General features: G+C 34.0%; 25 protein-coding genes. 7 read left to right on the top strand and 18 right to left on the bottom strand.

Features of this window, described 5'->3' with window-relative positions; translation table 11 throughout:
* Positions 1 to 22: 22 nt before the first annotated feature.
* The 13 genes from M0M44_RS05995 to M0M44_RS05935 form a co-directional block, all read right to left on the bottom strand.
* Positions 23 to 1,198, bottom strand: a complete 1,176-nt coding sequence (locus M0M44_RS05995) for a helix-turn-helix domain-containing protein (RefSeq protein ID WP_248728951.1) — start codon at positions 1,196 to 1,198, stop codon at positions 23 to 25.
* A 125-nt stretch (positions 1,199 to 1,323) separates the two neighbouring features.
* A complete protein-coding gene (locus M0M44_RS05990; RefSeq protein WP_248728950.1) occupies positions 1,324 to 1,902 on the bottom strand; it encodes a DUF4136 domain-containing protein in 579 nt (192 codons plus the stop codon).
* Between the two features lie 298 nt (positions 1,903 to 2,200).
* Positions 2,201 to 3,601: a DUF2252 domain-containing protein gene (locus M0M44_RS05985; RefSeq protein WP_248728949.1), complete on the bottom strand. Its 1,401-nt coding sequence runs from the start codon at positions 3,599 to 3,601 to the stop codon at positions 2,201 to 2,203.
* Positions 3,602 to 3,621: 20 nt separating this feature from the next.
* Positions 3,622 to 5,031 (bottom strand): DUF1254 domain-containing protein, encoded by a 1,410-nt coding sequence (locus M0M44_RS05980; protein WP_248728948.1) that lies wholly within the window; start codon positions 5,029 to 5,031, stop codon positions 3,622 to 3,624.
* A 24-nt stretch (positions 5,032 to 5,055) separates the two neighbouring features.
* Positions 5,056 to 6,534 (bottom strand): DUF1254 domain-containing protein, encoded by a 1,479-nt coding sequence (locus M0M44_RS05975; RefSeq protein ID WP_248728947.1) that lies wholly within the window; start codon positions 6,532 to 6,534, stop codon positions 5,056 to 5,058.
* Positions 6,535 to 6,706: 172 nt separating this feature from the next.
* Entirely contained in the window at positions 6,707 to 7,534 is an 828-nt protein-coding gene (locus tag M0M44_RS05970) for a hypothetical protein (RefSeq protein ID WP_248728946.1), read from the bottom strand.
* Between the two features lie 99 nt (positions 7,535 to 7,633).
* Positions 7,634 to 8,656 carry an HAD family hydrolase gene (locus M0M44_RS05965; protein ID WP_248728945.1) on the bottom strand — a complete coding sequence of 341 codons (1,023 nt, stop codon included), beginning with the start codon at positions 8,654 to 8,656 and terminating at the stop codon, positions 7,634 to 7,636.
* Positions 8,657 to 8,729: 73 nt separating this feature from the next.
* A complete protein-coding gene (locus M0M44_RS05960; RefSeq protein WP_248728944.1) occupies positions 8,730 to 10,409 on the bottom strand; it encodes an arylsulfatase in 1,680 nt (559 codons plus the stop codon).
* Between the two features lie 604 nt (positions 10,410 to 11,013).
* Positions 11,014 to 12,447 carry a pyruvate kinase gene (pyk, locus tag M0M44_RS05955; RefSeq protein ID WP_248728943.1) on the bottom strand — a complete coding sequence of 478 codons (1,434 nt, stop codon included), beginning with the start codon at positions 12,445 to 12,447 and terminating at the stop codon, positions 11,014 to 11,016.
* Positions 12,448 to 12,452: 5 nt separating this feature from the next.
* Positions 12,453 to 12,941, bottom strand: coding sequence for an IPExxxVDY family protein (locus M0M44_RS05950; RefSeq protein WP_095930692.1), 489 nt, complete (start codon positions 12,939 to 12,941; stop codon positions 12,453 to 12,455).
* A gap of 125 nt (positions 12,942 to 13,066) precedes the next feature.
* The gene (rnc, locus tag M0M44_RS05945) at positions 13,067 to 13,807 is read right to left on the bottom strand and encodes a ribonuclease III (protein WP_095930691.1); all 741 of its coding nucleotides are present in this window, start codon (positions 13,805 to 13,807) and stop codon (positions 13,067 to 13,069) included.
* A 10-nt stretch (positions 13,808 to 13,817) separates the two neighbouring features.
* Positions 13,818 to 15,071 (bottom strand): beta-ketoacyl-ACP synthase II, encoded by a 1,254-nt coding sequence (fabF, locus tag M0M44_RS05940; protein ID WP_111368511.1) that lies wholly within the window; start codon positions 15,069 to 15,071, stop codon positions 13,818 to 13,820.
* Between the two features lie 239 nt (positions 15,072 to 15,310).
* Positions 15,311 to 15,547, bottom strand: a complete 237-nt coding sequence (locus tag M0M44_RS05935; RefSeq protein WP_007137004.1) for an acyl carrier protein — start codon at positions 15,545 to 15,547, stop codon at positions 15,311 to 15,313.
* A 175-nt stretch (positions 15,548 to 15,722) separates the two neighbouring features.
* Between M0M44_RS05935 and purN the strand changes: the two genes are divergently transcribed.
* Positions 15,723 to 16,286: a phosphoribosylglycinamide formyltransferase gene (purN, locus tag M0M44_RS05930; RefSeq protein ID WP_248728942.1), complete on the top strand. Its 564-nt coding sequence runs from the start codon at positions 15,723 to 15,725 to the stop codon at positions 16,284 to 16,286.
* An 81-nt stretch (positions 16,287 to 16,367) separates the two neighbouring features.
* Positions 16,368 to 16,844 (top strand): ribonuclease HI, encoded by a 477-nt coding sequence (gene rnhA, locus M0M44_RS05925; protein WP_095930688.1) that lies wholly within the window; start codon positions 16,368 to 16,370, stop codon positions 16,842 to 16,844.
* A 52-nt stretch (positions 16,845 to 16,896) separates the two neighbouring features.
* Here rnhA and M0M44_RS05920 read toward each other — a convergent pair whose 3' ends face one another.
* Positions 16,897 to 17,244, bottom strand: a complete 348-nt coding sequence (locus tag M0M44_RS05920) for a DUF6249 domain-containing protein (RefSeq protein ID WP_095930687.1) — start codon at positions 17,242 to 17,244, stop codon at positions 16,897 to 16,899.
* Positions 17,245 to 17,583: 339 nt separating this feature from the next.
* On the opposite strand from M0M44_RS05920, the gene M0M44_RS05915 reads away from it, so the two are divergent.
* From M0M44_RS05915 to M0M44_RS05895, 5 genes are all read left to right on the top strand, one after another.
* A complete protein-coding gene (locus M0M44_RS05915) occupies positions 17,584 to 18,171 on the top strand; it encodes an RNA polymerase sigma factor (protein ID WP_248728941.1) in 588 nt (195 codons plus the stop codon).
* On the top strand, positions 18,155 to 18,559 hold the full coding sequence (locus tag M0M44_RS05910) for a hypothetical protein (protein WP_248728940.1): 405 nt from the start codon (positions 18,155 to 18,157) through the stop codon (positions 18,557 to 18,559). Before M0M44_RS05915 ends, M0M44_RS05910 begins: the two co-directional genes overlap by 17 nt.
* Positions 18,560 to 18,567: 8 nt before the next feature.
* Positions 18,568 to 19,470, top strand: coding sequence for an alpha/beta hydrolase family protein (locus M0M44_RS05905; RefSeq protein ID WP_248728939.1), 903 nt, complete (start codon positions 18,568 to 18,570; stop codon positions 19,468 to 19,470).
* A gap of 299 nt (positions 19,471 to 19,769) precedes the next feature.
* Complete coding sequence (locus M0M44_RS05900; protein ID WP_177211420.1) at positions 19,770 to 20,693, top strand: PfkB family carbohydrate kinase; 924 nt, start codon at positions 19,770 to 19,772, stop codon at positions 20,691 to 20,693.
* Between the two features lie 82 nt (positions 20,694 to 20,775).
* Entirely contained in the window at positions 20,776 to 22,674 is a 1,899-nt protein-coding gene (locus M0M44_RS05895) for an amidophosphoribosyltransferase (protein ID WP_248728938.1), read from the top strand.
* Between the two features lie 854 nt (positions 22,675 to 23,528).
* Here the strand turns inward: M0M44_RS05895 and M0M44_RS05890 are convergent.
* The 4 genes from M0M44_RS05890 to M0M44_RS05875 form a co-directional block, all read right to left on the bottom strand.
* Positions 23,529 to 24,140 carry a superoxide dismutase gene (locus tag M0M44_RS05890; RefSeq protein ID WP_095930681.1) on the bottom strand — a complete coding sequence of 204 codons (612 nt, stop codon included), beginning with the start codon at positions 24,138 to 24,140 and terminating at the stop codon, positions 23,529 to 23,531.
* A 140-nt stretch (positions 24,141 to 24,280) separates the two neighbouring features.
* On the bottom strand, positions 24,281 to 24,907 hold the full coding sequence (gene pth / locus M0M44_RS05885) for an aminoacyl-tRNA hydrolase (protein ID WP_248728937.1): 627 nt from the start codon (positions 24,905 to 24,907) through the stop codon (positions 24,281 to 24,283).
* A 183-nt stretch (positions 24,908 to 25,090) separates the two neighbouring features.
* Positions 25,091 to 25,702, bottom strand: a complete 612-nt coding sequence (locus M0M44_RS05880; RefSeq protein ID WP_026727205.1) for a 50S ribosomal protein L25/general stress protein Ctc — start codon at positions 25,700 to 25,702, stop codon at positions 25,091 to 25,093.
* A 120-nt stretch (positions 25,703 to 25,822) separates the two neighbouring features.
* The gene (locus M0M44_RS05875; protein WP_177211423.1) at positions 25,823 to 26,764 is read right to left on the bottom strand and encodes a ribose-phosphate pyrophosphokinase; all 942 of its coding nucleotides are present in this window, start codon (positions 26,762 to 26,764) and stop codon (positions 25,823 to 25,825) included.
* Positions 26,765 to 26,859 lie beyond the last annotated feature (95 nt).

Below are 26,859 nucleotides of genomic sequence, written 5' to 3'. Positions count from 1 at the left end.
TAATTATTTTCCAGAAAAAACTTTACTTAAAGTAGTATGCTCCTGCACTATCAGGATTTATTCGGATTGTTTTAAAATATTCTGATGGAGATTTCCCGGTATGTTTTATAAATGCCCTGAAACAAGTTGTTCGGGATTTAAAACCAGAACCCCAGGCCATACCTTCTAAGGATAAATCTTTCCATTCGGGATCGTTTATTTTGTCTTTAAAATATTCAATCCTTTTAAGATTAACATAATCTTGAAAATGAAGACCAAATTCAGAATTGATTAAATTGGACAAATGATGCACAGAAATTCCTGTTTCATCAGACAAGTCTCTGATTACAAAATCTTTCTTTAAAAATAGATTTTTAGCGTTTAACTCATAATCTAATTTAAAAAGGTATTCTTCTCTTTTTTCAAGAGTCAGTTCGTTTGCAATTGGAAGCGTATTCTTTGTTTCTTTTGTTTTTACCACTACTGTATTGTCGACAACAAAATCGAATGACTCTTCTTCGTCAAGAAAGATTTGGGGCTTGAAATAAAGCCAGCCCACTGTAAAAAACAATACAGAAGAAATGAGAATGTAACACGAAAGATCTGTTGCCTCTACTTTTTGCAATAAAAAATGATGCACAAAAAGTGCCGAAAATAGAAACAAAATCATGAGATTATATACTCTAATCCAGTTAATTACTTTAGTTTGATGAAATTGATTTCCTGTAAATTTTTTCAGATCATAGTTTAAAATCAACATGGTTTGAAAAAAGACATAGAAAAGCCAAATCGTCAGTGTTAAAACAGAAAATGGATTTTTAATTAATCCCGCAATATAATGGACCACTTTTATATTCGTGTAACTTCCGACATAAACAACGAGCGTTAAAAAGAAATAAATAGCAAATGGCACAAAATGCAGCCAGTCGTATTTTCTGAAACTTTTATTTAATGATAAAATGTTTCTAACGTACAAAAAAGAGCAAGGAGCGGTTAAAAATATAAACGCTTTTGTAATGGTAAATAGATCTGGGAAATTTTTAAACAAATTGGCCGACAAATAAAAATTGTAGATACTTACCAACGCAAGACTCAATAAAAACATTCCCAAAAAGAAACTTTTTGAGTAATTTTTTTTGGAAAATAAAACCATAATTGCAGTGGCAAGGCCAGCAATTGTGGCTATAAAAAAGAAAAGGGAAAGTAAAATATCGATCATTTTTTTTAGCTTAATTAGTGAATGGTTTTTCTTAAAATCTTAAAAATAGAATACGATGGGGGCGTATGCAGAAGTATAAAACATTGTACTTGCCGAAGTCTGGCAAGTACAATATTTGGCTGTAGTTATTTTTTAACTGCTCCTGGAGGGAAACCAGTTAATATTTTTTTGATTGCATCATTGATAAACTGTTCTGGATTATCTGGTTTACTGTCAATTTCAGCATTTCCGATTCCCTGCCAAACCAATTTGCCAGTTTTTGTAGATACAATGTCTATTACAAGCGAGCCATCAACATAATCGTAGGTATTAAATGTTGTGCTACCGCCGCCCATCATGGCACCGCCGCCCCAATATCCGTATGGACGATACATTCCTCCATAGCCATAAAAATTAGAATCGGCTGTCACTTGAGTTTTATTTTTTAGAATAGAAACAGCATTAACTTTTAAATCAGGATTGCTGGATTCTGTAAATCCTTTTGCAAGCATTTCATTTCGGATTGCTTTTGCAACACGATCAACATTTAACTGATTTACCTGACCTTGCTGCGCTTTTAAGTCATAAACTGCAAAAGTTTTGTATTCGCTGAAGTTAGCTGCATGATCATAATCAGTTGTAACTTTTACAGTTGGAGAGCAACTGTAAAACAAACCCAAAAATAAGATTGGGATTATACGAAGACTTGTTCTTTTAATATTCATGTTTTGGTATTTATTAAATTAATAATTAAATCAGTTTAACTCGAATGTATTAAAATCGTAAAAATCTTGAACGGAGAGTAAAAATGTACTAATAATTGTCAGCACGACACAAATACCTACTAAACAATCACTTAGACTACTCTCAAAGATAAATCATTTTATTTAATTAACAGTATTAAATAAATAAAATCTTACTTTACATTTTTTAGTATTTTTTGTGCAATTTTTTAATGTTTAATTTACTTTGTACAGCTACATCAATATTCTCTGTCTTTTGAAAATATCAATTAAGAAAGAATTAAATTTCTGCAGCGATAGGCAATTTTCCGTGTTTTATCGCTTCCAGCATTTTATTATAATCCGATTCGTTTTGGTCGGCGTATAAAACTGAAAACTCCGAAATGGCATTGGCAAATTCGTTGGTATCTCCAATATAGCCGGAAATCAGCGAAGGATCTCCCGAACGTGCGTGAGCCCTTGCAAGTGCCCACCCGCAGGCTTTGGCGTACTCTGCCATATTTTTAGGTTTCATAACTTCTAGAACTGGTTTTACTTTGGCATCTCTAAGCTGGCGTATGTAGAAAAATTTGTTTTTGCTGTCGTCTGTCCAGCCTAGAAACATATCAGATGCAGATTGCATTAGTTTTTGTCCCATTACAATTCGCTCGCCCTGATGGCTGTATTTTCCTTGTGTTTTTACATTTCCTTCCAATACGCTTTTTCTGGCTTCTTTAAACTGTAAAAAAATAGGTTCTCCAGTTGCCGACATCAGCAGACTAATTCCGCACAACGTTCCAACACTGCCAACCCCAACAACTTTTATGACAATATCATGAAGCTTATATCTGCTTAGCAAAACTTGTTTTTCTTCTGAAAGGGATTCTAAATATCTATTATGGATAATTTCGCCTTCTTTGACAACTTGTTTTTCAAGATCTCCGGTTGGATGAAATATCAAAGGCGGGTCGTCTTTTATACGTGCTCTGGCTCCATCAAAATAGGTCATTTTAGCAAACTCCTTTTCATGCGCGGTATATTCTAATGCTTTTTTTATTCTCTTCTGATCAAATTCTTTAAAGTCTTTGTCTCCGCCTAATTCGATCAATTCTGCGAGATCAATATCGGCATACCAAATTTGAAGCGCTGAGAGTTTACTATAATCCAACATGTGCCGTTTATAGCTGTCTGCAACATTCCAAGCAAATTCTTTACAATTTTTATTGGAAAATTTTCGCCATCTTCCGGCAATAACGAAACTAGCCGCGAGCCTTTTCAAATCCCATTCCCACGGACCTGGAAATGTTTCGTCAAAATCATTAATATCAAAAACCAATTGCCGTTCTGGGGTTGCAAATCCTCCAAAATTCATCAAATGGCAATCACCACAAAGCTGCAAATGAATTCCAGTATTTGGAGTCTGAGCCAAATCGGCAGCCATAATTGCGGCTGCTCCTCTATAAAATGCAAAAGGCGACTCCATCATTCTGCTGTATCGAATAGGCAATAGATTTTCGATTCTTCCAATACTTGTTTTAATGAGAATTTCTACAGGATCTTCACGATTTTCTGCGAGATTCAATTGCTGATGGGCTGAAAGGGGCACAACTTTTCTAATCGCAACGCCTTTCTCAAAACGTTCCGCTTTTGATGTTACGACATCAAATGAAATATTGTTTGTGTTTTTGAATTTTTCAGCCATAAGAGCAGTTTTAATATAACTTAATTTGTTTTTTCTGGCAATGGTATTTTCCAATCTCCGCTTGTAACATTTTTGGCTGGTCCATAAAGCCTTACAATGATATTATAGCCACCTTTTTGTGGTGATGGCAGCCAATTATTTTCTTTGTCTTTTCCTGGTGAATCTGTTTGCAGATAGATAATTAAATCTCCATTTGCTTCATATTTAAGTCCTTTTGTACGGTCTCCTATAGAATATCTGTTAATTGGATTTTTCACCAAATTACGTTGTGGTAAATTATACATCGTTATACTCCAAAAATAATCTACAGGCGGTAACTGTTCTTTCTTAAAATGAAGGATATATTTGTTTGCAGCGTCTAATGGTTTTCCATCTTTATCATTCATCGAACCAACATAAACTGCTTCTTCTTTTGTATTACCATATATTCCCATTGCTGCTGCAGTGGCTCGTAAAACATAATTGTTTTTTAAATCAGCCCGACTACCAAAAATATTAAGAGAACTTGTGGTTTTACTAATACTTTCTTCTAAAACTTTCCCTCCCTCTGCAATGCCTTCTTCAATTGCTTTAAGAATCTCGGGAGAAAATTTAGATTTATCAAAAGGCACACCTGGAACAATTCCGATTTTGGCAAAACGTGCCAACAGCTCTTTTTCACTTTTATCAGGAACAGTATATTGCAGTAAAGAATTTAGAACATTAATAAATTCAAGTGACTTATAATCAGATTCTTTCCACTCTGGCAACGGCATATTATATTTCACTACTTCTGGAGCAGTTGTTTTAGTATACTCATGCAATGGAATTATTCGATAACCGCTTTGGATTTTTTTGATAATGTTTGTTTCACCCACATTATCCATTTCGGTACGTCCCAAAATCGTTACTAAATTAGTTTCAGAAGTAAAGACTTTATCGATTCCTTTAGGCGTTTCTCCTTTCCATTTAGGACCTGCAATAAGGTACTTACCCGCTTTATTTCCCGTAGCTCTTGAACCTACATAGGCAAAATTGTAGGTGTACGCATCTATAAGCTGCATGACATAATAACGGTTATTTGTAATTTCAGGAACTTCGAGCACGATAGGTTCATCTGAAAGGTTCAGTATTGCCCACGAATATGGAGTATCATTATTAGGAGTTACAATAGTGGTATCTAGTGCTGTAAAACTTTTAGAATAATTTTTAAAAGTATTAAAGTTCTTCGCACCATTTGCGTTGTTTTTGTCTAAAGCATAAGAATATACCGTTTTGTAATTGTAAAATATCGGAAAACCATATATCCAAGATTCTTTTGCAATTGCTCTGGCAGAATCAACTGAAATAGATGCGTCTGAATTGACAACAGCTTCGTCTTCTTTATCTTTTTTACACGAAACTAATATCAATATAAGGATCGAGAGAAATAAAATTATTTGCTTTTTCATTTTAATTGATTTGTCGGTTACTGTTTATTTTACTTCTTTAATATCATCCATTTTCCAGCTCTTATCAAAATAAGCTGCTGTTGGTCCGTAAAAACGCATATAGGTAAACCAGTGTTTTCCTGGTAAAGTCTGCACCCAGTTTTTCTCTTTTCCGGCCGGAGCTTTTGGTCCAAAATACAAATCGACAGAACCATCTGTATTTTTTATCAAGTCTTTTCGAGAAGATAAATCGGCATTTTTTTGTGGGTTGTCTATCAAACAGCGAGTTGCAGAATCATAAACTGTTATTGACCAGAAATTAACTGCTGGAGGATTTGCCGGAACATTTAATGTATAATTTTTACCTCCGTCTAACCAGTTTCCTTCATTGTCAAAATACGCTCCTAAATAAGCCTGACCTACATTTGGAATTTTGGTAATCATAGCTTTTGAATACGTAACGGCTTCATAGAAATAAGAAGTTCTTTCGAAGAATTCATCGTAATTATCTGCATGCTGAGACGGATCTTTGATAATCATTACATAATCCCATTTTTTACCCGGCCAGTGTTTTACATCCTTAAAGCGTTTTTCGAATGAATTTGCCATCGCCATTTGTTGTCCTTTCGCAGCAGCAGCAATTAAAATTTTCTTCTGACGTTCGTCTGGCGTAAAAGGTTTTCCTTTTTCTATGCCAAGATTTCTAAGCCAAGCCATGAAAAAACGATCGCGGTCTTCAACAGGTTCATTTTGTAAAATAGCATGAAGGCGTTCCCAATAAGCAATTCCTGTTGGCTGAATTCCGTACCATTTTTTGCCTGCTGGCGGACTCACCACTTTTGTCGGCGTGGGATTGGCACGTTGTGCGTATGGATAAATTTTTACTTGTTTTACCAATGTTTCAGTTGTTTTCGGATCAGGATCCAAAGCTCTGAATCCGAAAAACATATTTACCGTTGTACAAGGAACTATAAAATATCCAGCGGGTTTAAAATCTTTCATTGTTGGTGGAACCAAAATATATTTTCCTCCTTTTCCTTTATCAGGTCCCATTTCGCCAATTACGGCTTGCTCGCGCTGCCAAAAATCTCCAAGTCCGCCTGCAGTGTGTCCTGGCGGCATTTCGATTACTGTAGGCCCATTTGCTGCAAGATCAATAAATGACATAATATAAGGCGTCGTAGCGTTTCCTGTCAATATTCCTAAACGGTCATTATAGGAGTTATAAAAAACGAGATCATTACTGGTTGCGTTAAATGTTTTGTAATGAATCTGCTGCCATTCGGCAAAAGCCACAATTGGCAATCCCCACAAATAACATTGCGTTGCCTGCTGAAAATCCATTTCATCAAACAATTTTGGAATAGATTCTTTTGAAGGCAATTCACCATCCATTTTTATTTCAGTTCCATATTCAGAAGCAGTATCTGATGTTGACGCTTCATTTATGACTGTTTTTTTTTCACATCCAACAGCAAGAATCAGTGTAGAAACCACAAGGACAACGAGACTTTTATTTTTCATAACTTTTATTTTTGAGTATTAAAAAGCGTTATTTTTTTCTTCAATTGGAGCTGGAAATCTTGATTCGTTAAGAATTATCTTTTTTTTTAAACATATGTAAGTTTTATCTAAAGCAAAACCTTTTCCTGCAGGAGTTGATAGGCAAATTTTTTTTTTTTAAATGAGGAAGTTTTTAAGACTGTGGAAATATAAAAGCAACTACCGCTCTTAGTCCCCAATCTGGTCTTATATTTGAATGCCCCACAATTGGTATTAAAGGCATAACTGCAAATTGCATCGTCTGACCGCCTAATTTTGTAATAGCGCCAACATTTGGACTAACTGTAATAAGGGTTGTATTTCCCTGCCAGTTTTGTGTAATTTCTGAAGTGATACCTAAACTTGCACCACTTTTATAACTATGTGTTAGAAATAGCTGTGTGTAGAACTGATTGAAATCTGCTCTGTCAGCATTTCCTGCTACAGACCAAATCTGATTGGTTAAAAAACCTACCGAAAGTCCTTTTCCCTGATGCATCACCAAAACGCTTGGTCCAATTCCAAATTTTTCAGTTCCTAAAAGTTTTTCAGTAGCAGTTGGCACTAAAAAAGCAGGACCTACTCCTAAGATAATTCCTTTAGTTTTAGGAGCAAAAAATGCTGTAACTGTTGCGTCACTTAAGCCAAACTCATGTGTGTTTTCTCCTGTAACATCCTGCTGATCTACAACTGGAAGGATATAACGGGTAATTAAGTTTAGATTCTCACTTAATTTAAAAGGAACAACTGGCTGTATATTGATCTGATATTTTGACCCGTTATAAGCACCTATTCCATAAGTTAGATTATTTTGAAGCGGAACACTAATTAAGCTTGCAACTGGATTTGCCATTTTATCGGCGAGTTCTTGTGCACTTGAACCTGCTTTTGGCTCTTCTTGTGCAAAAGCTCCTATTGATATGGCAAGAAAAAGCGTGCTAAAAAACAATTTGTGACTGATAAAAAGCTTAATTTGTTCCATAACAATTTATTTTAAATTTTTGAGTTAACTTTCAAAATCAGAATGAAGCAGTCTTTAAACAGCAAAAGCTGTTCATTTTAGATTTTAACTAAATTCAAATTATTTATCTGGGAAAACTTTTTTCCAGTCGTCTTTAATACTAATTACATGGTATTTATATTTTGCTGCAGTGTTTAAAGACAAGTTATCTTTTTCCTGATAACTGTATTCTCTAATAGAATCATTATGATTTACAATTAATTGAAAGGAAGGATATTTATTTCCTTGCGAATATCGTAACATGGCAAGATCACCTGCTCCGCCTTCATTTCCGCAGGCAAAAACAGGTCGTTGGCCAATATGCAATTGTATGCCAACTGGTTTTGCTTCTTTATCATTAAAATGATCTAAAGCAGGTTCTCTTAAGACTGCATTTTTAGCATCATCAAACTTATATTTGAAAGAAGTTCCTACAACTTGGTCTTTTGGAATTCCATAAAAATCCTGAGATATTGCTCTAACCACTTCAACAGTTCCGCCAGTTACAATGAAAGTTTTGAAACCATTTGCACGCAAATAGTTCAAAAGCTCCAATTGAGGCTGGTATCTGATTTGTTTCAGCGGTACATTTTTACCAGGATATTGGGCACTTCCAAAAAACTCTTTTGTCGAAGCTTCAAACTCATCCTCTGTCATACCGGTATGGGTTGCGGCCACTAATTCGATAAGTGCTTTATCGCCGCCTTTTTCAAAATAAGTTTTATCTTTTTCGACCACGGCTTTAAAAGGCTGTTTTTGCGCTAAAGCCGGATTGGCTTCTACCATTTTCTTAACTCTATTAAAAGCAAATAATTCCTGAACATACGGTTTTTCAGCCCATAGCGTTCCGTCGTTATCAAAAGTGGCTATTCTGTTTTCAACTGGAATAAAATCCGGGCTTCCTTCTTTGGTTACCTTGGTCACATAATCAATAATTTCTTTCTTCAACGGAGTATCATTCCAGCTTGGCAACGGATCAGCGCTTGTTGCAATTTTTGTAGTATCAGAATCAGAAGTAGTAGTAGTTGTTGAAATATTATCCGCCTTTTTGCAAGAAACCAGCAACAATAAAAATAAGGGCAATATATATATATTCTTATACATGATATTGATTTTTAAGTTATTGAAAAGCTTGAGTTATGGGGTAACTCAAGCTTTTTTTTATTAAATACTATTTCTATTTTTTCTTTTTTGTTTCTGCTTCATCCTCTTTTAATTTAGGAAGAACGTTTTTCTCAATATATTTTTGTGCTTTAATATCTTTCATCGCTTCTTCCATAATAGTATAAGCAGAGAAACTTGGTGGAATTGATCTTGGAGGATATTCTTTGAATGTTTCTGCAAATACAACTACATCCTGTATCGCTCCATACATTAGTTGCACATGATTTAACTGATAATCCCAAAAAGTATTTGATGTTATATCGGCTCTCTCAAAAGGATCTTGATATAAATTAAATATTTTTTGTAAACGAAGTTTAGTAAAAGGTTCTGCCCAGACTCCTAATGTCCCACCTAATCTTTGTTCTGCAAAAACATATTTATAATCTCCTTCTCTCAAACCAACCAAAAGTCCGTCATCATCTGTATAAAAGAATTTATCTCTGGCACTTTTTGGTGTTTTGCCTTCCAAAAATTTACTTTGGTCAAAACCATCTAAATGCACTTTATATGTTTTTCCATTTGCAGAGTAACCTTTTAAAAGTTTATTTACTATATCTGGCTCACCTGCAATGGAAGCAAATGTAGGAATCCAGTCATTATGGCTCATTAATTCATTAGTTACAGTACCTGGCTTAATATGTCCTGGCCAACGTACCAAACAAGGCACACGGAAAGCACCTTCCCAGTTTGTGTTTTTTTCTGAACGGAATGGTGTCATTGCACCATCAGGCCAAGTATTCATATGAGGACCATTATCTGTAGAATACACGACAATAGTATTATCTGCAATTCCTAAATCGTCTAATGCTTTCAAAATACTTCCAATCGTTTCATCATGTTCGATCATACCATCGATATACTCGCTATCGCCATGTGTATATCTTCCTCTATGTTCTGCTCTAACATGGGTACGCAAGTGCATACGTGTAGCATTAAACCAGCAGAAAAATGGTTTACCTGCAGCATTTTGTCTTTTAATAAAATCAATTGCAGCAGCAGACGTTTCATCATCTATAGTTTCCATTCTTTTTTTGGTAAGTGCTCCAGTATCTTCAATTTTTTGTTTTCCAACTCTTCCAAAACGAGGATCTGTAGTTCCGTCATCAACATTTGTTGCCGTACATTTTAATACTCCTCTAGGTCCAAACTTTTTAAGATACTCAGGATCTTTTGGATAATCTGGCAATTCTGGCTCTTCCTCTGCATTTAGGTGATACAGATTTCCGAAGAATTCATCAAAGCCATTAACTGTTGGCAAACTCTCATTACGATCTCCCACGTGATTTTTACCAAACTGCCCCGTTACATATCCAAGGCTTTTCATGATTCCTCCAACAGAAGGATCTAACTGACTCATTCCCATTGGAGCGCCAGGAAAACCAACTTTTGTCAATCCGGTTCTCAGACCATGCTGTCCTGTTAAAAAAGCAGCACGACCAGCAGTACAGCTCTGTTCTCCATAATAATGCAGGAATCTTATTCCTTCATTGGCTAAACGATCAATATTTGGAGTAGTATATCCCATAATTCCATCACTATAGGCACTAATATTAGTTGTTCCAATATCATCACCCCATAGCACTAGAATATTTGGCTTTTTGCTCTGTGCTGTAGCAGAAACTCCAGAAAAAAACAGCAATGCTAATACTTTTAAGGTATATGCAAATCCATAATTAAATTTGATTTGTTTCATAATAAAAAAATTCGTTAATGATTCTTGTTAATATTTTAGGAGTTTGAAAATCCAAAAAAATAAAAATGGGAAAGGATAAACTTTCAAACAATACTTCCAAATAGATGTCTCGTTTTCATAATGTTGCAAATTCATTTTACTTTAAGAATCTGAAACAAAATATTTTTAACTTTTTATTAATATCTCAAATTTAACTAATAAAAGAGCGAACAATTGGATTTATAGGGCAAGAGCTTGTTTCATTTTATAATATGAAACAAGAAAATTTAAGAATCTGCACCACAAGGTTTCATTTTGTAAAATGAAACACACTAAAAACGTCAGAAAATTAAGAAGTTATCTTTTTAATTAAAAAAGACAAATAAGAAGTAAATAAAGATTGAAATTCCATTTTGAAGATGATATTTCTAAAAAAATGGCGAAATGAAACACTAAAATCTCCTTTTTTAGATAGAAATCAGCAATTTATCGGAAAATTAATTGACGAAATGCCCTTTAAAAGACAAAAACATCTAAAGCAGGAAGAGTAATAAAGCTCTGTAAAAAATATTCCAAAAAAAAAGCCGCTTTAATAAGCAGCTTTTTAAAATTATTTTAGAAAAAGTTATTCGATTTCAGATACCCTCATCGTGTTCACCATTCCTTTATCTTTAATTGGCATTGCAGCAAGGTTGATTAAATAATCTCCTTTTTGCGCATATCCTTTTTCAATTGCAATTTGATTTACATCTGTTACAGTATCATCTGTACTTTCTTCATTATCATAGTAGAAAGATTTAACTCCCCATAATAAATTCAATTGTGTTAAGATTCGTCTATTTGAAGTAAATACTAAAATATGAGCCGTTGAAGGTCTCCAAGCTGAAATTTGGAAAGCTGTATAACCACTATTTGTCAAAGTACAGATTGCCTTAGCTTCGATTTCGTTTGCTAATAATGCTGCTTGGTGACAAACTGTTTTAGTAACAAAACGTTTAGTTTTTATTTGTGGTGTATTTTGAGGCACTTGAATAAGCGGAGAATTTTCTACCGCTTCACAAATTTGCGCCATTCTTTGAATAACCTGTACTGGATAATTTCCTGTAGCAGTTTCTCCAGATAACATTACAGCATCTGCACCGTCCATTACTGAGTTTGCAACGTCGTTTACCTCTGCTCTTGTTGGAGTCAAACTTGTAATCATTGTCTCCATCATTTGAGTTGCAACGATAACTGGAATTCTAGCTGTTTTAGCTCTTCTGATCAAATCTTTTTGAACCAATGGAACTTCGTGAGCAGGAAGCTCAACACCAAGATCTCCACGAGCTACCATTAAACCATCGCAGTATGCTACAATTTTATCCATGTTCTCAAGAGCTTCTGGCATTTCAATTTTAGCAATAATTGGAATTTTAACATCTGAATGCTTAGCGATTAACTCTTGTAAGTCTTGTAAATCACGAGGTGTTTTTACAAACGAAAGAGCAATCCAGTCCACTCTTTGTTCGATTGCAAAAATAGCATCGGCAATATCTTTTTCAGTTAATGCTGGTAAAGAAATCTTTGTGTTTGGAAGATTAACTCCTTTTTTAGATTTTAATTCTCCACCTTGAATAACTTTAGCAACAACTTCACTTTTTTTATCTGTAGAAACAATTTCGAAAATAAGTTTACCATCGTCAAGCAAAATACGCTCTCCAACGTTAACATCATTTGGGAAATTTTGATATTTCATGAACGCTTTTTTCGATGTTCCAATAATATCTTCTGCAGTTGTAAAAGTGATTTCATCACCATCATGTACTACAGTACCTTCTTCCATTACACCAACTCTAAGTTTTGGACCTTGCAAATCTCCTAAGATTGCAGTTGTGTAACCAAACTCTTCGTTTAATCCTCTAATGATATCGATTTTTTCTTTTACTCCTTCGTAATCTGCATGCGAAAAATTGATTCTAAACACATTAACACCTGCATCGATCATATCTTTAATGATCTCTCTTGTACTACAAGCGGGGCCAAGTGTAGCAACAATTTTGGTTTTCTTGTTTGTTAGCATTTTTTTTAAAAAATTAGATTGTTTTTTGATTTTATTTTGTCTGTATCAACGGCATAAATAGCCGCAATACTTTCTATTGTGTTTAATTTTTGTTGAATTTCTGAAAAATTAAGCGCCTCTTCGCTATTATCAATTTTCAGGAAAAAATCGACTTTTTTAAATTCAGGAAGTAAATGAATTGTTGTAGAAACCTCACTTGTTTCATTAGAAAACAAATTCTGAAAATCATTTGTACTCACAGAAATGATTTCATTTTTATTCTGAATTAAATTCCAGGAAACAGCTTTTTCTTCATCATAATAATAGAATCTCGAAAAATTTGCTTCACCTTCCTTAGTCTGAGCATGGATCTCGTTTTTGCTCTTACTTAAGTTGATCGGAAGGATTTTATTGATAAAATAGGCTAATCTATAATCTTCTAATGAAGTATGAATTGCCATTAAATAATAATCAATTTCGTCAAATTCGTCTAAATCCAATTTATGAATAGCCATGTCTTGAAAAATCAAGTTGTAAATATACTATTTCTAAACGGAGCATCAACAGTTATGACATGCTTGTTTTGTTAAATTATAAACGAAAACGTTGTAGCCTTGTGATAGTTACAACATTTTTGCAGCTATTTCTTGTCAATTTTTTCTTGAAATGCAAAATAAGCTCGTTGCGATGCTTTTTCTTCTGCTTTCTTTTTTGATGTTGCTCGCGCTCTTGCGACAACTTTATCATCAATACTCAATTTGACACCAAATAAACGCTGGCCATCTATACCATTATCTTCAAAAATGTCATAATGAAAAACTCTTTTTTCCTTCTGACACCATTCGATAACTAAGCTTTTATAACTTATAACTTTTCCTTCTAGTCGAGCAATGTCAACATAAGGAGTAACTACCCTTTTCTGGATGAATTTCTCGCAAAAAGAATAGCCTTTATCTAAGTAAATTGCTCCAATCAAAGACTCAAAAATATTACCGTGGATGTTTTCTCCAAAGTGCTGAATCGGCACTTTACTTTCTACAAACTGTACTAAATTTAAATCTTTTCCTAATTCGTTCAAATGCTCTCGGCTCACAATTTTCGAACGCATTTTGGTTAAATAACCTTCATCGCCATTTGGAGCTTTATTAAATAAATGTGCAGCAATAACGGCACTTAACATCGCATCTCCTAAAAATTCTAAGCGTTCGTAATTTATAGGATGCCCATTTTGATCTAATTTATTAGAAGAACGATGTGTAAAAGCTCTTCGATAAAAATCAACATTTGTAGGCGGAAAACCAAGAATTTTCTGAATAGTGTCAAAAAAAATCCCGTCTTCTAGAGAACGGGATTTAGAAAATATTTTTTTGATAATATTCATATACAGAAAATTAATCAGCTAGTTTTTTAAACAATACACAAGCATTGTGTCCACCAAAACCAAATGTATTACTCATAGCAACATTTACTTCTCTTTTTTGAGGTTTGTTTAGAGTAAGGTTCAAAGATGGGTCAATGTTTTCGTCAACAACTGTATGGTTAATCGTTGGAGGAACAATTCCGTGTTGCATTGCCAAGATAGAAGCAATTGCTTCAATAGCTCCAGCAGCACCCAATAAGTGTCCTGTCATAGATTTTGTAGAGTTGATGTTGATGTTTTTAGCATGGTCACCAAACACTTTACTAATTGCTTTTAATTCTGCAACGTCTCCTAATGGAGTAGAAGTTCCGTGAGTGTTGATATGATCAACTTGATCAGGAGTCATTCCTGCATCTCTCAATGTATTTTCCATTACTGCAATAACTCCAATTCCTTCCGGATGTGGTGCTGTTAAGTGGTAAGCGTCAGAAGACATACCTCCACCGCCAATTTCGCAGTAGATTTTTGCACCTCTTGCTTTAGCATGCTCATAATCTTCCAAAACTAAAGCTCCTGCTCCTTCTCCTAAAACGAAACCATCTCTAGTTGCGTCAAAAGGTCTTGAAGCCGTTTCTGGGCTTTCGTTTCTTGTAGATAAAGCGTGCATTGAGCTAAATCCTCCCATACCAGCAATTGTAACTGCAGCTTCAGAACCACCAGAAACAATAACGTCGCACATTCCTAAACGAATGTAGTTGAAAGCATCGATTAATGCATTTGCAGAAGATGCACAAGCAGAAACCGTTGTATAATTTGGTCCCATATAGCCGTTACGCATAGAAATATGTGCAGGAGCAATATCGGCAATCATTTTTGGTATAAAGAAAGGATTGAACTTTGGAGTTCCATCACCTTTTGCATAGTACAATACTTCATCCTGAAAAGTTTCTAAACCTCCAATTCCTGCTCCCCAGATAACACCAACTCTTTGTTTGTTTACGTTATCGTTTGTGATTCCAGCATCTTTAATAGCTTCATCACTGGCAGCAATTGCATATTGTGCAAACTTATCTAATCTACGAGATTCCTTGCGATCCATGTAATCTTCAATATTGAAGTTTTTTACTTCGCAGGCAAATTTCGTTTTGTGTTTTTCGGTATCATAATATGTGATCGGAGCGGCTCCGCTAACTCCATTCACAAGTGCATTCCAATATTCCTGGATATTATTCCCAATAGGAGTAAGTGCACCTAATCCTGTTACAACAACTCGCCTTAATGCCATAAATATGTATTTTGTGTCTTAAACAAATAAAACCCATTGCTTTCTTAATCGTATTGCTACTTAAGAGCCATGGGTATTTATATAAATATATCTTGTTTGATTGAAAATCAATCGAAATTTAAAAATTTAAAAAATAATAACACCCGATTTTTAGAAAATCCCATTTTTTAAAAACAAATCCCATTTTTTGGAATTTGATCATTCAAATTTGGAGTTTTTAAAATTCGGGTGTGGTATTATTATTTTTTTGCTTCTTCGATATAAGAAATAGCTTGACCAACAGTAGCAATGTTTTCTGCTTGATCGTCTGGAATTTGAATATCAAATTCTTTTTCGAATTCCATAATAAGCTCAACAGTGTCTAATGAGTCAGCTCCTAAATCATTAGTGAAGCTTGCTTCTGTTACAACTTCGTTTTCGTCAACACCTAATTTGTCTACGATAATCGCTTTTACTCTTGATGCAATGTCTGACATAATCTTTAATTTTAGAATTTAATTTGTTGGCAAAAATAAAAAACTTTATTTTAAAACAACTATTTAGTTTATAAATGTGACACTAATTTATAAAATTAATTTCAAGAAAGGTCTTTTAAAGCTATTTATTTTCGATTTTTATTCCGTTTTTTGCAGTCTTAAAACACACAACTCTATGAAAAAAATTATCGTTTTCGCCTCAGGATCAGGAACTAACGCAGAGAACATTATAAAATATTTTTCGAACACCGAAATCGCGAAGGTTGTCTCAGTCTTCACCAATAATGCTTCGGCAAAAGTTATTGACAGAGCAAAAAATCATCAAATTCCTGTCGAAATCTTCTCAAAAAACGAACTTTTAGAGAGAAACGTACTACAAAAAGTACAAGAAATCGACCCAGATTTAATAATCTTGGCTGGCTTCTTACTAAAGTTCCCAGAAAACATCATCGAGCAATACCCAAACAAAATAATTAATATTCATCCTGCACTTTTGCCTAACTATGGAGGTAAAGGAATGTACGGAATGCACATTCATAGAGCAATTGTAAACAATAAGGAGAAAGAAACAGGAATCTCGATTCATTACGTTAATGAAAACTATGATGAAGGCGCTATTATCTTTCAAGCAAATGTGGCCTTGACTGATGAAGACACTCCAGAGACGGTGGCAGAAAAGATTCATGAACTGGAACAAAAACATTTCCCAGAGATTATTCATAGAATATTGGAAGAATAAAATCAAATTCAAAAATCAATTACAATTACAAAAATCAATTTTAGATCAATCTGAAATCTAAAATCTGAAATCTAAAATTAAATGAATCACGAAGTACATATATATACAGATGGCGCAGCAAAAGGAAATCCTGGCAATGGAGGTTACGGCGTGGTAATGGAATTGGTTGGCACTCCTCATAAAAAAGAATTTTATGAAGGTTTTCGTCTTACTACTAATAATAGAATGGAACTTCTAGCCGTAATTGTAGGTTTAGAAAAACTCAAAAAACCAAACATGAAAGTCCTTGTCGTTTCCGATTCTAAATACGTTGTAGATTCTGTAGAAAAAAAATGGGTTTTTGGGTGGGAGAAAAAAGGATATAAGGATAAAAAAAATCCAGATTTATGGAAACGTTTTCTAATTGTCTACCGAAAACATCAAGTCGATTTTAAATGGATTAAAGGCCACAACAATCATCCGCAAAATGAGCGTTGCGATCAATTGGCTGTTATGGCATCTATGCAACCAAAACTTTCGGTTGATGTTTATTACGAAACCATCGGATCAAAAGAATAAAAAAACGCATCAATTACTTGATGCGTTTTTTGTACTAACTTTATTCCTTAATTTACTCTTTATCCAAATCTTTTGCTGTTTTAAATCCAGTCAAAAGTCCGATTCCCGCCATGATGAAAATGATTGAAGGATAAACCGCTCCGTCGTTTAAAGAGGTATAAGTGGTAATTAACAGTGCAAGAAAAATTCCGACACCGCTACCTATTAATAAGAATGCTAGATTTACCACAAAGATTTTCCAAGCTGGAACTCCATTTCCTTTTCCCTGAATAAAAATACTGGCATCTACCCCTTTTTCTATAAGAGCCAGACGCTCTCTGTTTCTTGTTGAATAAATAAGATAAACAATTCCGAAGATCATTAAGAAAAAGCTAATTGGAATTAAAATTTTGTCGTCCATGATATTTTACGTTTTTAATTGATTGATATATCCCATATGACGAGGGTTTTTAAATTGAGGTTACAACTTTTGGTGAAAAATTTCAAATTTTAGGCTCAAAATATCAAAAACTACTGATAATCAGTTAATTTTAAAGTCTAAAATTATTTTAGAAACTCCCCTCTTTATTAAATTTAAAATACAAAGTTATATCACATTCAGACTTGTCAAAGTTTACTCCTACTTTATATGATATAAATGCTAAGATTGGAATTTGGAATTTATTTTTTGGAATTTATTTTTTGGAATTTATTTCACAATTCTTGTAACCTAAACAAACAAACTGTCGTCCTATATAATATGAGCACAATACATGATCAACATTATATCGATAAAATTCTGCAAGGCGAAACCAGTGCGTTTGCCGTTCTTGTGGATCGTTATAAAGATATGATCTTTACTTTGGCTCTTAAAATGGTTAAAAACCGGGAAGAAGCAGAAGAAGTTGCCCAAGACACTTTTATAAAGATTTATAATTCGCTGACGAAATTTAAAGGAGAATCTAAATTTTCGACTTGGATTTATAAAATTGCTTATAATACTTGTCTGGATCGTTTAAAGAAAAATAAAAAGGAAGATTTAAATATTTCTATCGATGATTTTTCGTCTCATTTAATCAAAACAATGGACAATGCTTTAAGTGCTTTGGAAGAAAAAGAACGAAAGCAAACCATTCAAAAATGTTTAAATTTATTACCCAGCGACGAAAACTTTCTTTTAACTTTATTTTATTTTGATGATCAGAATTTAGAAGAAATCGGAAAAATAATGAACATTTCGGCCAATAATGCGAAAGTAAAATTATTTAGGAGCCGACAGAAATTAGCTGTAATTTTGAGACAGCAGTTAGAACCAGAAATAATAGAATGTTATGAGAGAGAGCGATAAAAATATAGAACAACTTATTGATAAAATGATGGCTGAGGAAAAACTGCAGTCACCATCAATAGATTTCACTTCAAAAATTATGGCAAATGTTCAAATTTTAGAAGAGAAAAAATTGAAAGCGTACAAGCCTTTAATTTCTAAACCAATCTGGATTTCGATTGGCTTGGCTATAGCAGCATTAGTAATTTATGTATCTCTATTCTCAGTTTCAGAAACTGATTTCAAAATTGACGAAGTTGGGAAATTATACTCTGATAGAATGTCAACAGCCTTTTCAGGAATTCATTTCTCTAAAAATATTTTGTATGCCATTTTAATAGTTCCCATTATGATTTTGATTCAGGTTGGGATTTTGAAAAATTACTTTGATAAGAAATATCAACTATAAAATTAAAAATGAAAAATAAAACGACAATATTTAAACGCATCTTAAGAGCAAAAAAAACATATACATATTCTCTTTTAATATTGTTGTTTTCTGTCACTAATTATGCCACAGCAATTCCAACAAACTTTGCTACTAAAGAAATAAAATTTGTAAGTGAAGGAATTTCACTCGCTGGAACTGTTTTTATACCTAATAACATTCAGTCTGCCGTTGTTATTGTTCATGGATCTGGGCAAGAAAAAAGAATGTTAGACTTTGCTACAATTCTAGCCAACAATGGAATTGCGGTTTTAACGTATGATAAACGCGGAGTCGGTGAATCAGCGGGTGTATATGCCGGACCAGAAGTAGGAACCAACAATGTTGATTTCTCCAATCTAAATCTTTTGTCTTTAGATGCAAGCGCTGCTGTAAACACTTTATCTAAATCTCTGTCAAATACTAAAATACCAATCGGCTTAATCGGTGGTAGTCAAGCTGGCTGGATCATTCCATTGGCTGCAGAGAAAAATAAGAAAGTCAAATTTATGACAATATTTAGCGGAGCTCTTATAACGGTTAAAGAACAATTGAGATTCCAATTTTATACAAATGGAAATAATTTATTTTGGGACACACATTCAGAAGAAGAAGCAAGAAAACATGTATTCAATGACCCTGATAAATACGAATTTATTGACACAGATCCTGAAGGTGTTCTTTCTAAATTATCAATTCCAGGAATCTGGATTTTTGGAGGCAAAGACATTCAAGTTCCTGTGAAATTATCAATTGAATATCTTGATAAATTAAAATTAAAAGGAAAAGCTTACGAATATAAGTTATTTCCAAACTTGGGTCACAATACCGCATTTTCAAGCTCTGAAGAACCTATGAAAGATGCTATCAATTGGATTAAAAATATAAAATAAATAAAGAATCATACGCAAATAATTTTTCGTGTTATAAGTGAGAAAAGAAAATCTTCTTGATTTAAAAAATTAAGACAGAAGAATCAGTTGTAAATTATTCGCAATTATTTTCAAAAAACTTGCAATTTAAATCTAAAAAACATATTTTAATCTCGTCAAAAAATCAATTTTAACCAATTCATTTACAATAGTTTTACTCCGAAATCGTTGTCATTTTTTTAAGAAAATTTTGAGAACCTAAACCATTGCAAGATTGTAACTTATGAAGTATCTTTGCACCCTAATTCGAAATTCATAAAATGAATAAACTATTGATTGTTGGAACAGTTGCTTTCGACGCGATTGAAACTCCTTTCGGAAAAACAGATAAAATATTAGGTGGTGCTGCAACGTATATTGGTTTATCAGCATCCTTTTTTAACTTGCAATCGGCCATTGTTTCTGTAGTTGGCGACGATTTCCCTCAAGAACATTTAGATCTTTTAACTTCAAAAAATATTGATATCTCTGGTATCGAAATTGTAAAAGGTGGAAAGACTTTTTTCTGGAGCGGTTTATACCACAATGATTTAAACTCTAGAGACACTCTTGTAACGGAATTGAATGTTTTAGCTGATTTTCAGCCAAAGGTTCCTCAAAACTACAAAGATGCTGATGTTGTAATGTTAGGAAACTTACACCCATTAGTACAAAGCAGTGTTTTAGACCAAATGGAGAAAAAACCAAAATTAGTTGTTCTAGATACAATGAACTTTTGGATGGATTGCGCTCTTCCAGAATTATTAGACGTTATTAAACGTGTAGATGTTATTACAATCAATGACGAAGAAGCGAGACAGCTTTCTGGCGAATATTCATTAGTAAAAGCAGCTTCTAAAATCCAAGACATGGGACCAAAATATGTGGTGATCAAAAAAGGAGAGCATGGAGCACTTTTATTCCACAACAGAGAAGTATTCTTTGCACCAGCTTTACCATTAGAAGATGTTTTTGATCCAACAGGAGCTGGAGATACTTTCGCAGGTGGTTTCTCTGGATTTATAGCACAAAGCGAAAACATTTCATTCAACAACATGAAGAATGCAATTATTTACGGTTCAAATTTAGCTTCATTCTGTGTGGAGAAATTTGGAACTGAAAGGATGGAATCATTAAGCAAAGCCGAAGTAGCGATTCGATTACAGCAATTTAAGTCGTTAACTCAGTTTGACATAGAAATATAATGCCTAAGAGCCTCGATAAAACGGGGCTTTTTTATTACGTTAATACACACAACTTACAACAACACACAAACAACAAAAAACAATGAGCGACGCTTTAAAACACGAATGTGGTATAGCCTTAGTTAGACTACTAAAACCGCTTGAATATTATAAAGAAAAATACGGAACTGCTTTCTACGGAATCCAGAAGATGTATTTAATGATGGAAAAACAGCACAACCGCGGACAAGACGGAGCTGGTTTTGCTAGCATTAAATTTGATGTTGAACCTGGACAGCGCTATATTAGCAGAGTTCGATCAAATCATTCGCAGCCTATCCAAGATGTTTTCAAACAAATCAATGAGCGCGTTAGCGAAGAACTAAAAGCGCATCCAGAACTTGGAGACGACATGAAAGAACTAAAAGCAAATATCCCGTACGTTGGAGAATTGTTTTTAGGCCACGTTCGTTACGGAACTTTTGGGAAAAACAGCATCGAGAGTGTTCACCCATTTTTACGTCAAAGTAACTGGATGCACCGTAACTTGATTTTGGCTGGGAACTTTAACATGACCAATGTTAAAGAGCTTTTCGAAAATCTTGTTGAATTAGGGCAGCATCCAAAAGAAATGGCTGACACTGTTACGGTAATGGAAAAAATTGGTCACTTCTTGGATAAGGAAGTAATGCAATTGTATCAAGACTGTAAAGCTGAAGGTTACTCAAAAAGAGAAGCTTCTCCAGTAATTGCAGAACGTTTGGATATTGCCAAAATATTAGGGCGTTCGGCTAAAAACTTAGACGGAGGTTATGCTATGGCAGGTTTATTAGGCCATGGTGATGCATTTGTTTTTAGAGATCCGGCAGGAATTCGTCCAGCTTACTTTTATCAAGATGACGAAGTCGTAGTTGTAGCTTCTGAAAGACCTGTTATTCAAACTGTATTCAACGTTCCTTTTGAAAGCGTTCAAGAAATCGATCCTGGCCACGCTTTAATCATCAAGAAAAACGGAAATGTTTCTATGAATCAAATCTTGGAACCAACAATCAAAAAAGCTTGTTCGTTCGAAAGAATTTATTTCTCAAGAGGAAGTGATGCCGAAATTTACCAAGAACGTAAAGATTTAGGAAAATTAATTTTACCTGCTGTTCTTAAAGCAATTGACAGCGATACAGATAACACTGTTTTCTCTTATATTCCAAATACAGCCGAAACTTCTTTTTATGGTTTAGTTGAAGCTGCTCAGGATTTCTTAAACCAGAGAAAAAACAATTATATTCTTGAAAATAGAAATACATTAACAACAGAAACCCTTCAAGAACTTTTAGCTGTAAAGATTCGTACAGAGAAAGTAGCAATTAAAGATGCTAAACTTAGAACTTTTATTACCGAAGACAGCAGCCGTGACGATTTAGTTGCCCACGTTTACGATGTTACGTATGGCGTAATTAAACCAGAAGATAATCTGGTTATTATAGACGACAGTATTGTTCGTGGTACTACATTGAAAATGAGCATCATTAAAATGATGGATCGCTTGAAACCAAAACGTATCGTAATCGTTTCATCTGCACCACAAATTCGTTACCCAGATTGTTATGGAATTGATATGGCAAAACTAGAAGGTCTAGTAGCCTTTAGAGCAGCTCTTGCTTTATTAAAAGAAAGAAACCTTTACCATATTGTAGATGAAGTATATGCAAAATGTAAAGCACAAGAAAATTTCCTTGATAAAGATGTGGTAAACTACGTAACAGCAATTTACGACCAATTTACAGACGAGGAGATTTCAGATAAAATTGCAGAAATGTTAAGCTCACCAGAAATAAATGCCGAAGTAAAAATCATCTTCCAAACTGTAGACGATTTACACAAGGCATGTCCTAAAAATTTAGGAGACTGGTACTTTACAGGAGACTACCCTACTCCTGGTGGAAATCGAGTTGTAAATCGTGCCTTCATGAATTTTTACGAAGGAAAAGACGCTCGAGCTTATTAATAAAATACTAACAAAAGGTTAAATTGTGCATTTCATCGGTTTTTTTTGCCGTTCATCCTATTTCTTTGGTGAAATTGAAAAGCTATGATACTTTTGAGATACCATAACATTAGTAGGTTAAGTTTATGGTAGATTTGGGGCAAAAAGGGTGGAAGAAATTCCACCTTTTTTATTGGAATTAACTCAAACAATTTATAAACAGCCGATTATATCTCTTAATCGGATTTACTTACCTTTCATCTAAATTTTTTTCATCACAATAATAACCACCATACATTTACTATACCATAACATTAGTAGGTTAGTTTATGGTAGATTTGGGGCAAAAAAGGTGGAAGAAATTCCGCCTTTTTTATTAAAACAATCAATCAATTGAAAAACAGGTTGTTACGATGTTTTTATCGGATATAATTGCGTTTCATCTAAAAAATTTTCTTTATAAAAATGTCCGCCATACATTTACTGAACCATAACATTAGTAGGTTAGTTTATGGTAGATTTGGGGCAAAAAAGGCGGAAGAGATTCCGCCTTTTTTATTGTTGAAAATCAACAAATTAATAAAACAGCCATTCTAGACCTTTAATCGGATATAGTTGCTTTTTATCCGAAAAGTTTCTTTCAAAAAAATAGTCGCCATATCTTTACTGAACCATAACATTAGTAGGTTAAGTTTATGGTAGATTTGGGGCAAAAAAGGTGGAAGAAGTTCCACCTTTTTTATTTTGTAAGAAGAGAAAAAAGATAAGAGAATATAGATTATAGACCAAAGAGAAATAAAAAAGTATAGATAAAAAAAGACGGACAATCTTTCGATCATCCGTCTTTTTTCTATATTCTATTTTCTTTAAATAGACTATTTGTCTAAAGCAAATCTTCTAGCAACTTCTGTCCAGTTAATTACACTGAAGAAAGCTTCAATATAATCTGGTCTTCTGTTTTGGTAGTTTAAGTAGTAAGCGTGCTCCCAAACGTCCATTCCTAAGATTGGAGTTCCACCGTTACCAGCAACTTCTGGCATTAATGGATTGTCTTGATTTGGAGTACCTACAACTTCTAATTTTCCTCCTTTTTGAACTGTTAACCAAGCCCATCCAGAACCGAATTGTGTAGCTCCAGCTTTAGCAAATTTTGCTTTAAATTCTTCGAATGATCCGAAAGAAGCTTCAATTGCAGCCAATAAATCACCTGTAGGCAATCCTCCTCCGTTTGGAGACATTACAGTCCAGAATAAATTATGGTTGTAGAAACCTCCACCATTGTTACGAACTGCAGCGTTAGATTTATCTAAGTTGATTAAGATGTTTTCGATTGTTTTTCCTTCTAAATCTGTTCCAGCAATAGCTGCATTAAGATTTGTAGTATAGGCATTGTGGTGCTTTGTATGATGGATTTCCATTGTACGTGCATCAATATGTGGTTCTAATGCATCGTATGCATAAGGTAATTGTGGTAATTCAAAAGCCATGGTATTATGATTTTTATGGTTTATAAATAATTTATCCCAAATTTAGACATTTAACTTTGGAATTGAAAATACTATTTCGTTATAATTGAATTAAATTCACTGATAATTTACATTTTTATAATATAAACATCTGAAAATCTTTATTTTCCATTAAATGTTGTCATTGTATTTTCTAAACCAGCGGTTCCAAAAGTTCTAATAATTTCTGCTGAAGTTTCTAAACGTTCTGGGAGTTTTACTTCTTCTTCGGCTGTCCATTCTCCTAGAACATAATCTACCTGCTGTCCTTTTTTGAATTCATCACTAATACCAAATCTATAACGTGTATAGTTTTGCGTATTTAAAACTAGATTAATGTTTTTTAAACCATTATGACCACCGTCGCTTCCTTTTGGCTTAATTCTAATCGTACCAAATGACAGATTTAAATCGTCTGTAATGACCAAAATATTCTCTAATGGTATATTTTCTTTATCCATCCAATATTTTACCGCCTTACCGCTTAAGTTCATGTAAGTATTTGGCTTTAAAAGAAAAAAGGTTCTTCCTTTAAATTTATATTCAGCCATTGAACCTAATTTTACGGTTTCAAATGAAAGCCCTTCTTTTTTGGCTAAATAATCCAATACTTTAAATCCGATATTGTGTCTAGTGTTTACGTATTCTGCACCGATATTTCCTAATCCTACGATTAAATATTTTTTCATATTTTCTATGTTCTCTTCTTTTGGCGTTGATGAAAACAGGTTTGTTATCCATTTTATCATGATTGCAAAAGTAAGATTAATTAGAGAATGTAGCAATTGGATAATTAGATAATTAGAAAATGTGTCAATTAGATAATTTCCTAAATAAAAAACCTTAGCATCTCAGCATCTTAGAAACTTAGCATCTAAAAAAAAAGCCCCAATCGTAAGATTGAGGCTTTTTGTATTGAGTTTTGAAAAAAATTATTTTTTCTTTCCTTTTGCAGGAGCTTTTGCAGCTTTTGCAGCCTCTTGAGCAGCTTTCATAGCAGCACGAGAGATTCTCACTTGACAAACAACTGTGTTGTCTGGGTGCATAATTTTGTACTCTGGTTTTCCAACTTTAGTAACATATAATTTGTTACCCATTTCAAGTGGAGTGATGTCAGCTTCAACGAAATCAGGAAGATTTGCTGGTAAAGCTTTAACTTTTAATTTACGTTGGTTTAAACGTAAAACACCTCCTGCAAGAACACCTTTAGATGTACCAACGATTTTCACAGGAACTTCCATTGTGATTTCTTTATCATCAAATAATTGGAAGAAGTCAATGTGTAAAATTTTGTCAGTTACTGGGTGAACTTGGATATCTTGCAAAATTGCATTGAATGATTTTCCTTTTCCAAGCTCAATCACAACTGTGTGTGCATTTGGAGTGTAAACCAAGTTTTTGAACGCTGCAGCGTCTGCTGAGAAGTGTACTGCTTGATTTCCTCCGTATAACACGCAAGGAACCGCTCCAGCATTACGTAAGGCTTTAGTTGACACTTTGCCCACGCTTTCTCTTTCTGATCCTTTAATTGTAATCGATTTCATTGTAAAAAAAATATAGTTATTAATATAAATATTCTATTTTGCTGTAAGCTTTAAGCACTAGGCTTTAAGCTTTTTATAATTGCGATTAGCTTACGGCTTATAGCCTAAAGCCTATTGCTTTTACATTATAAATTTTCCACTGATGGAATTGTTGTGGTGAACCATCTGCATAACCTCAGCAAATAGAGGCGCACAGCTTACCACTTTTATCTTTTTTGATTCTTTCTTTAACGGAATAGAATCTGTCACGATTAACTCTGTTAATTTTGAGTTTTCGATTTTCTCGTATGCCCCGCCAGATAAAATAGCATGCGTACAAATTGCTCTAACACTTAGCGCTCCTTTTTCGATCATTAGGTCTGCCGCTTTCGCTAAAGTCCCCCCTGTATCGATCATATCGTCTACTAAGATTACGTTACGTCCTTTTACTTCACCAATAAGCTCCATAGTATCGATAACGTTGGCTGCTTTTCTTTGTTTGTAACAGATTACTACATCTGATTCTAAAAACTTAGAGTAAGCATATGCTCTTTTTGAACCTCCCATATCTGGAGATGCAATTGTCAGATTTTCTAACTTTAAACTTTCTACGTATGGTAAAAAGATGGTAGATGCAAATAAATGATCTACTGGTTTTTCAAAGAATCCTTGAATCTGGTCTGCATGCAAATCCATAGTCATGATTCTTGTTGCTCCTGCAGCAGTCAATAGGTTTGCTACTAACTTTGCTCCAATTGGAACTCTTGGTTTGTCTTTTCTATCTTGTCTTGCCCAACCAAAATAAGGCATAACAGCTGTAATATGTCTTGCTGATGCACGTTTTGCCGCATCAATCATTAACAACAATTCCATCAGATTATCTGCACTTGGAAAAGTTGAACATACGATAAATACTCGCAAACCTCTTATTGATTCTTCGTAAGACGGCTGAAATTCTCCATCACTATACGTTGACATCGTTACTTTTCCTAACGGAATTCCGTAATCTTTTGCAATTTTTTCTGCAAGATAAACACTTTGTGAACAAGCAAAAATTTTAGCTTCTGGTTCTAGGTGCGACATTGTAATTTGTTGTTTTATCCCGTTACTTTTAAAAAAATTCAACTTTATATTTCAATAAAGCGGAATGCGTATAAATGTCTCGGATGTAGTTAGTT

It is taken from the genome of Flavobacterium humidisoli, from assembly GCF_023272795.1.
GTDB lineage: Bacteria > Bacteroidota > Bacteroidia > Flavobacteriales > Flavobacteriaceae > Flavobacterium > Flavobacterium humidisoli.
The sequence above is the reverse complement of the archived record's forward strand: the minus strand, read 5'-3'. Positions and strand labels throughout refer to the sequence as shown.

Excerpts from the sequence above, each read along its gene's own strand:
- M0M44_RS05995 (WP_248728951.1), bottom strand. The coding sequence starts at position 1,198 with ATGATCGATATTTTACTTTCCCTTTTCTTTTTTATAGCCACAATTGCT.
- M0M44_RS05990 (WP_248728950.1), bottom strand. The coding sequence starts at position 1,902 with ATGAATATTAAAAGAACAAGTCTTCGTATAATCCCAATCTTATTTTTG.
- M0M44_RS05985 (WP_248728949.1), bottom strand. The coding sequence starts at position 3,601 with ATGGCTGAAAAATTCAAAAACACAAACAATATTTCATTTGATGTCGTA.
- M0M44_RS05980 (WP_248728948.1), bottom strand. The coding sequence starts at position 5,031 with ATGAAAAAGCAAATAATTTTATTTCTCTCGATCCTTATATTGATATTA.
- M0M44_RS05975 (WP_248728947.1), bottom strand. The coding sequence starts at position 6,534 with ATGAAAAATAAAAGTCTCGTTGTCCTTGTGGTTTCTACACTGATTCTT.
- M0M44_RS05970 (WP_248728946.1), bottom strand. The coding sequence starts at position 7,534 with ATGGAACAAATTAAGCTTTTTATCAGTCACAAATTGTTTTTTAGCACG.
- M0M44_RS05965 (WP_248728945.1), bottom strand. The coding sequence starts at position 8,656 with ATGTATAAGAATATATATATATTGCCCTTATTTTTATTGTTGCTGGTT.
- M0M44_RS05960 (WP_248728944.1), bottom strand. The coding sequence starts at position 10,409 with ATGAAACAAATCAAATTTAATTATGGATTTGCATATACCTTAAAAGTA.
- pyk (WP_248728943.1), bottom strand. The coding sequence starts at position 12,447 with ATGCTAACAAACAAGAAAACCAAAATTGTTGCTACACTTGGCCCCGCT.
- M0M44_RS05950 (WP_095930692.1), bottom strand. The coding sequence starts at position 12,941 with ATGGCTATTCATAAATTGGATTTAGACGAATTTGACGAAATTGATTAT.
- rnc (WP_095930691.1), bottom strand. The coding sequence starts at position 13,807 with ATGAATATTATCAAAAAAATATTTTCTAAATCCCGTTCTCTAGAAGAC.
- fabF (WP_111368511.1), bottom strand. The coding sequence starts at position 15,071 with ATGGCATTAAGGCGAGTTGTTGTAACAGGATTAGGTGCACTTACTCCT.
- M0M44_RS05935 (WP_007137004.1), bottom strand. The coding sequence starts at position 15,547 with ATGTCAGACATTGCATCAAGAGTAAAAGCGATTATCGTAGACAAATTA.
- purN (WP_248728942.1), top strand. The coding sequence starts at position 15,723 with ATGAAAAAAATTATCGTTTTCGCCTCAGGATCAGGAACTAACGCAGAG.
- rnhA (WP_095930688.1), top strand. The coding sequence starts at position 16,368 with ATGAATCACGAAGTACATATATATACAGATGGCGCAGCAAAAGGAAAT.
- M0M44_RS05920 (WP_095930687.1), bottom strand. The coding sequence starts at position 17,244 with ATGGACGACAAAATTTTAATTCCAATTAGCTTTTTCTTAATGATCTTC.
- M0M44_RS05915 (WP_248728941.1), top strand. The coding sequence starts at position 17,584 with ATGAGCACAATACATGATCAACATTATATCGATAAAATTCTGCAAGGC.
- M0M44_RS05910 (WP_248728940.1), top strand. The coding sequence starts at position 18,155 with ATGAGAGAGAGCGATAAAAATATAGAACAACTTATTGATAAAATGATG.
- M0M44_RS05905 (WP_248728939.1), top strand. The coding sequence starts at position 18,568 with ATGAAAAATAAAACGACAATATTTAAACGCATCTTAAGAGCAAAAAAA.
- M0M44_RS05900 (WP_177211420.1), top strand. The coding sequence starts at position 19,770 with ATGAATAAACTATTGATTGTTGGAACAGTTGCTTTCGACGCGATTGAA.
- M0M44_RS05895 (WP_248728938.1), top strand. The coding sequence starts at position 20,776 with ATGAGCGACGCTTTAAAACACGAATGTGGTATAGCCTTAGTTAGACTA.
- M0M44_RS05890 (WP_095930681.1), bottom strand. The coding sequence starts at position 24,140 with ATGGCTTTTGAATTACCACAATTACCTTATGCATACGATGCATTAGAA.
- pth (WP_248728937.1), bottom strand. The coding sequence starts at position 24,907 with ATGATAAAATGGATAACAAACCTGTTTTCATCAACGCCAAAAGAAGAG.
- M0M44_RS05880 (WP_026727205.1), bottom strand. The coding sequence starts at position 25,702 with ATGAAATCGATTACAATTAAAGGATCAGAAAGAGAAAGCGTGGGCAAA.
- M0M44_RS05875 (WP_177211423.1), bottom strand. The coding sequence starts at position 26,764 with ATGTCGCACCTAGAACCAGAAGCTAAAATTTTTGCTTGTTCACAAAGT.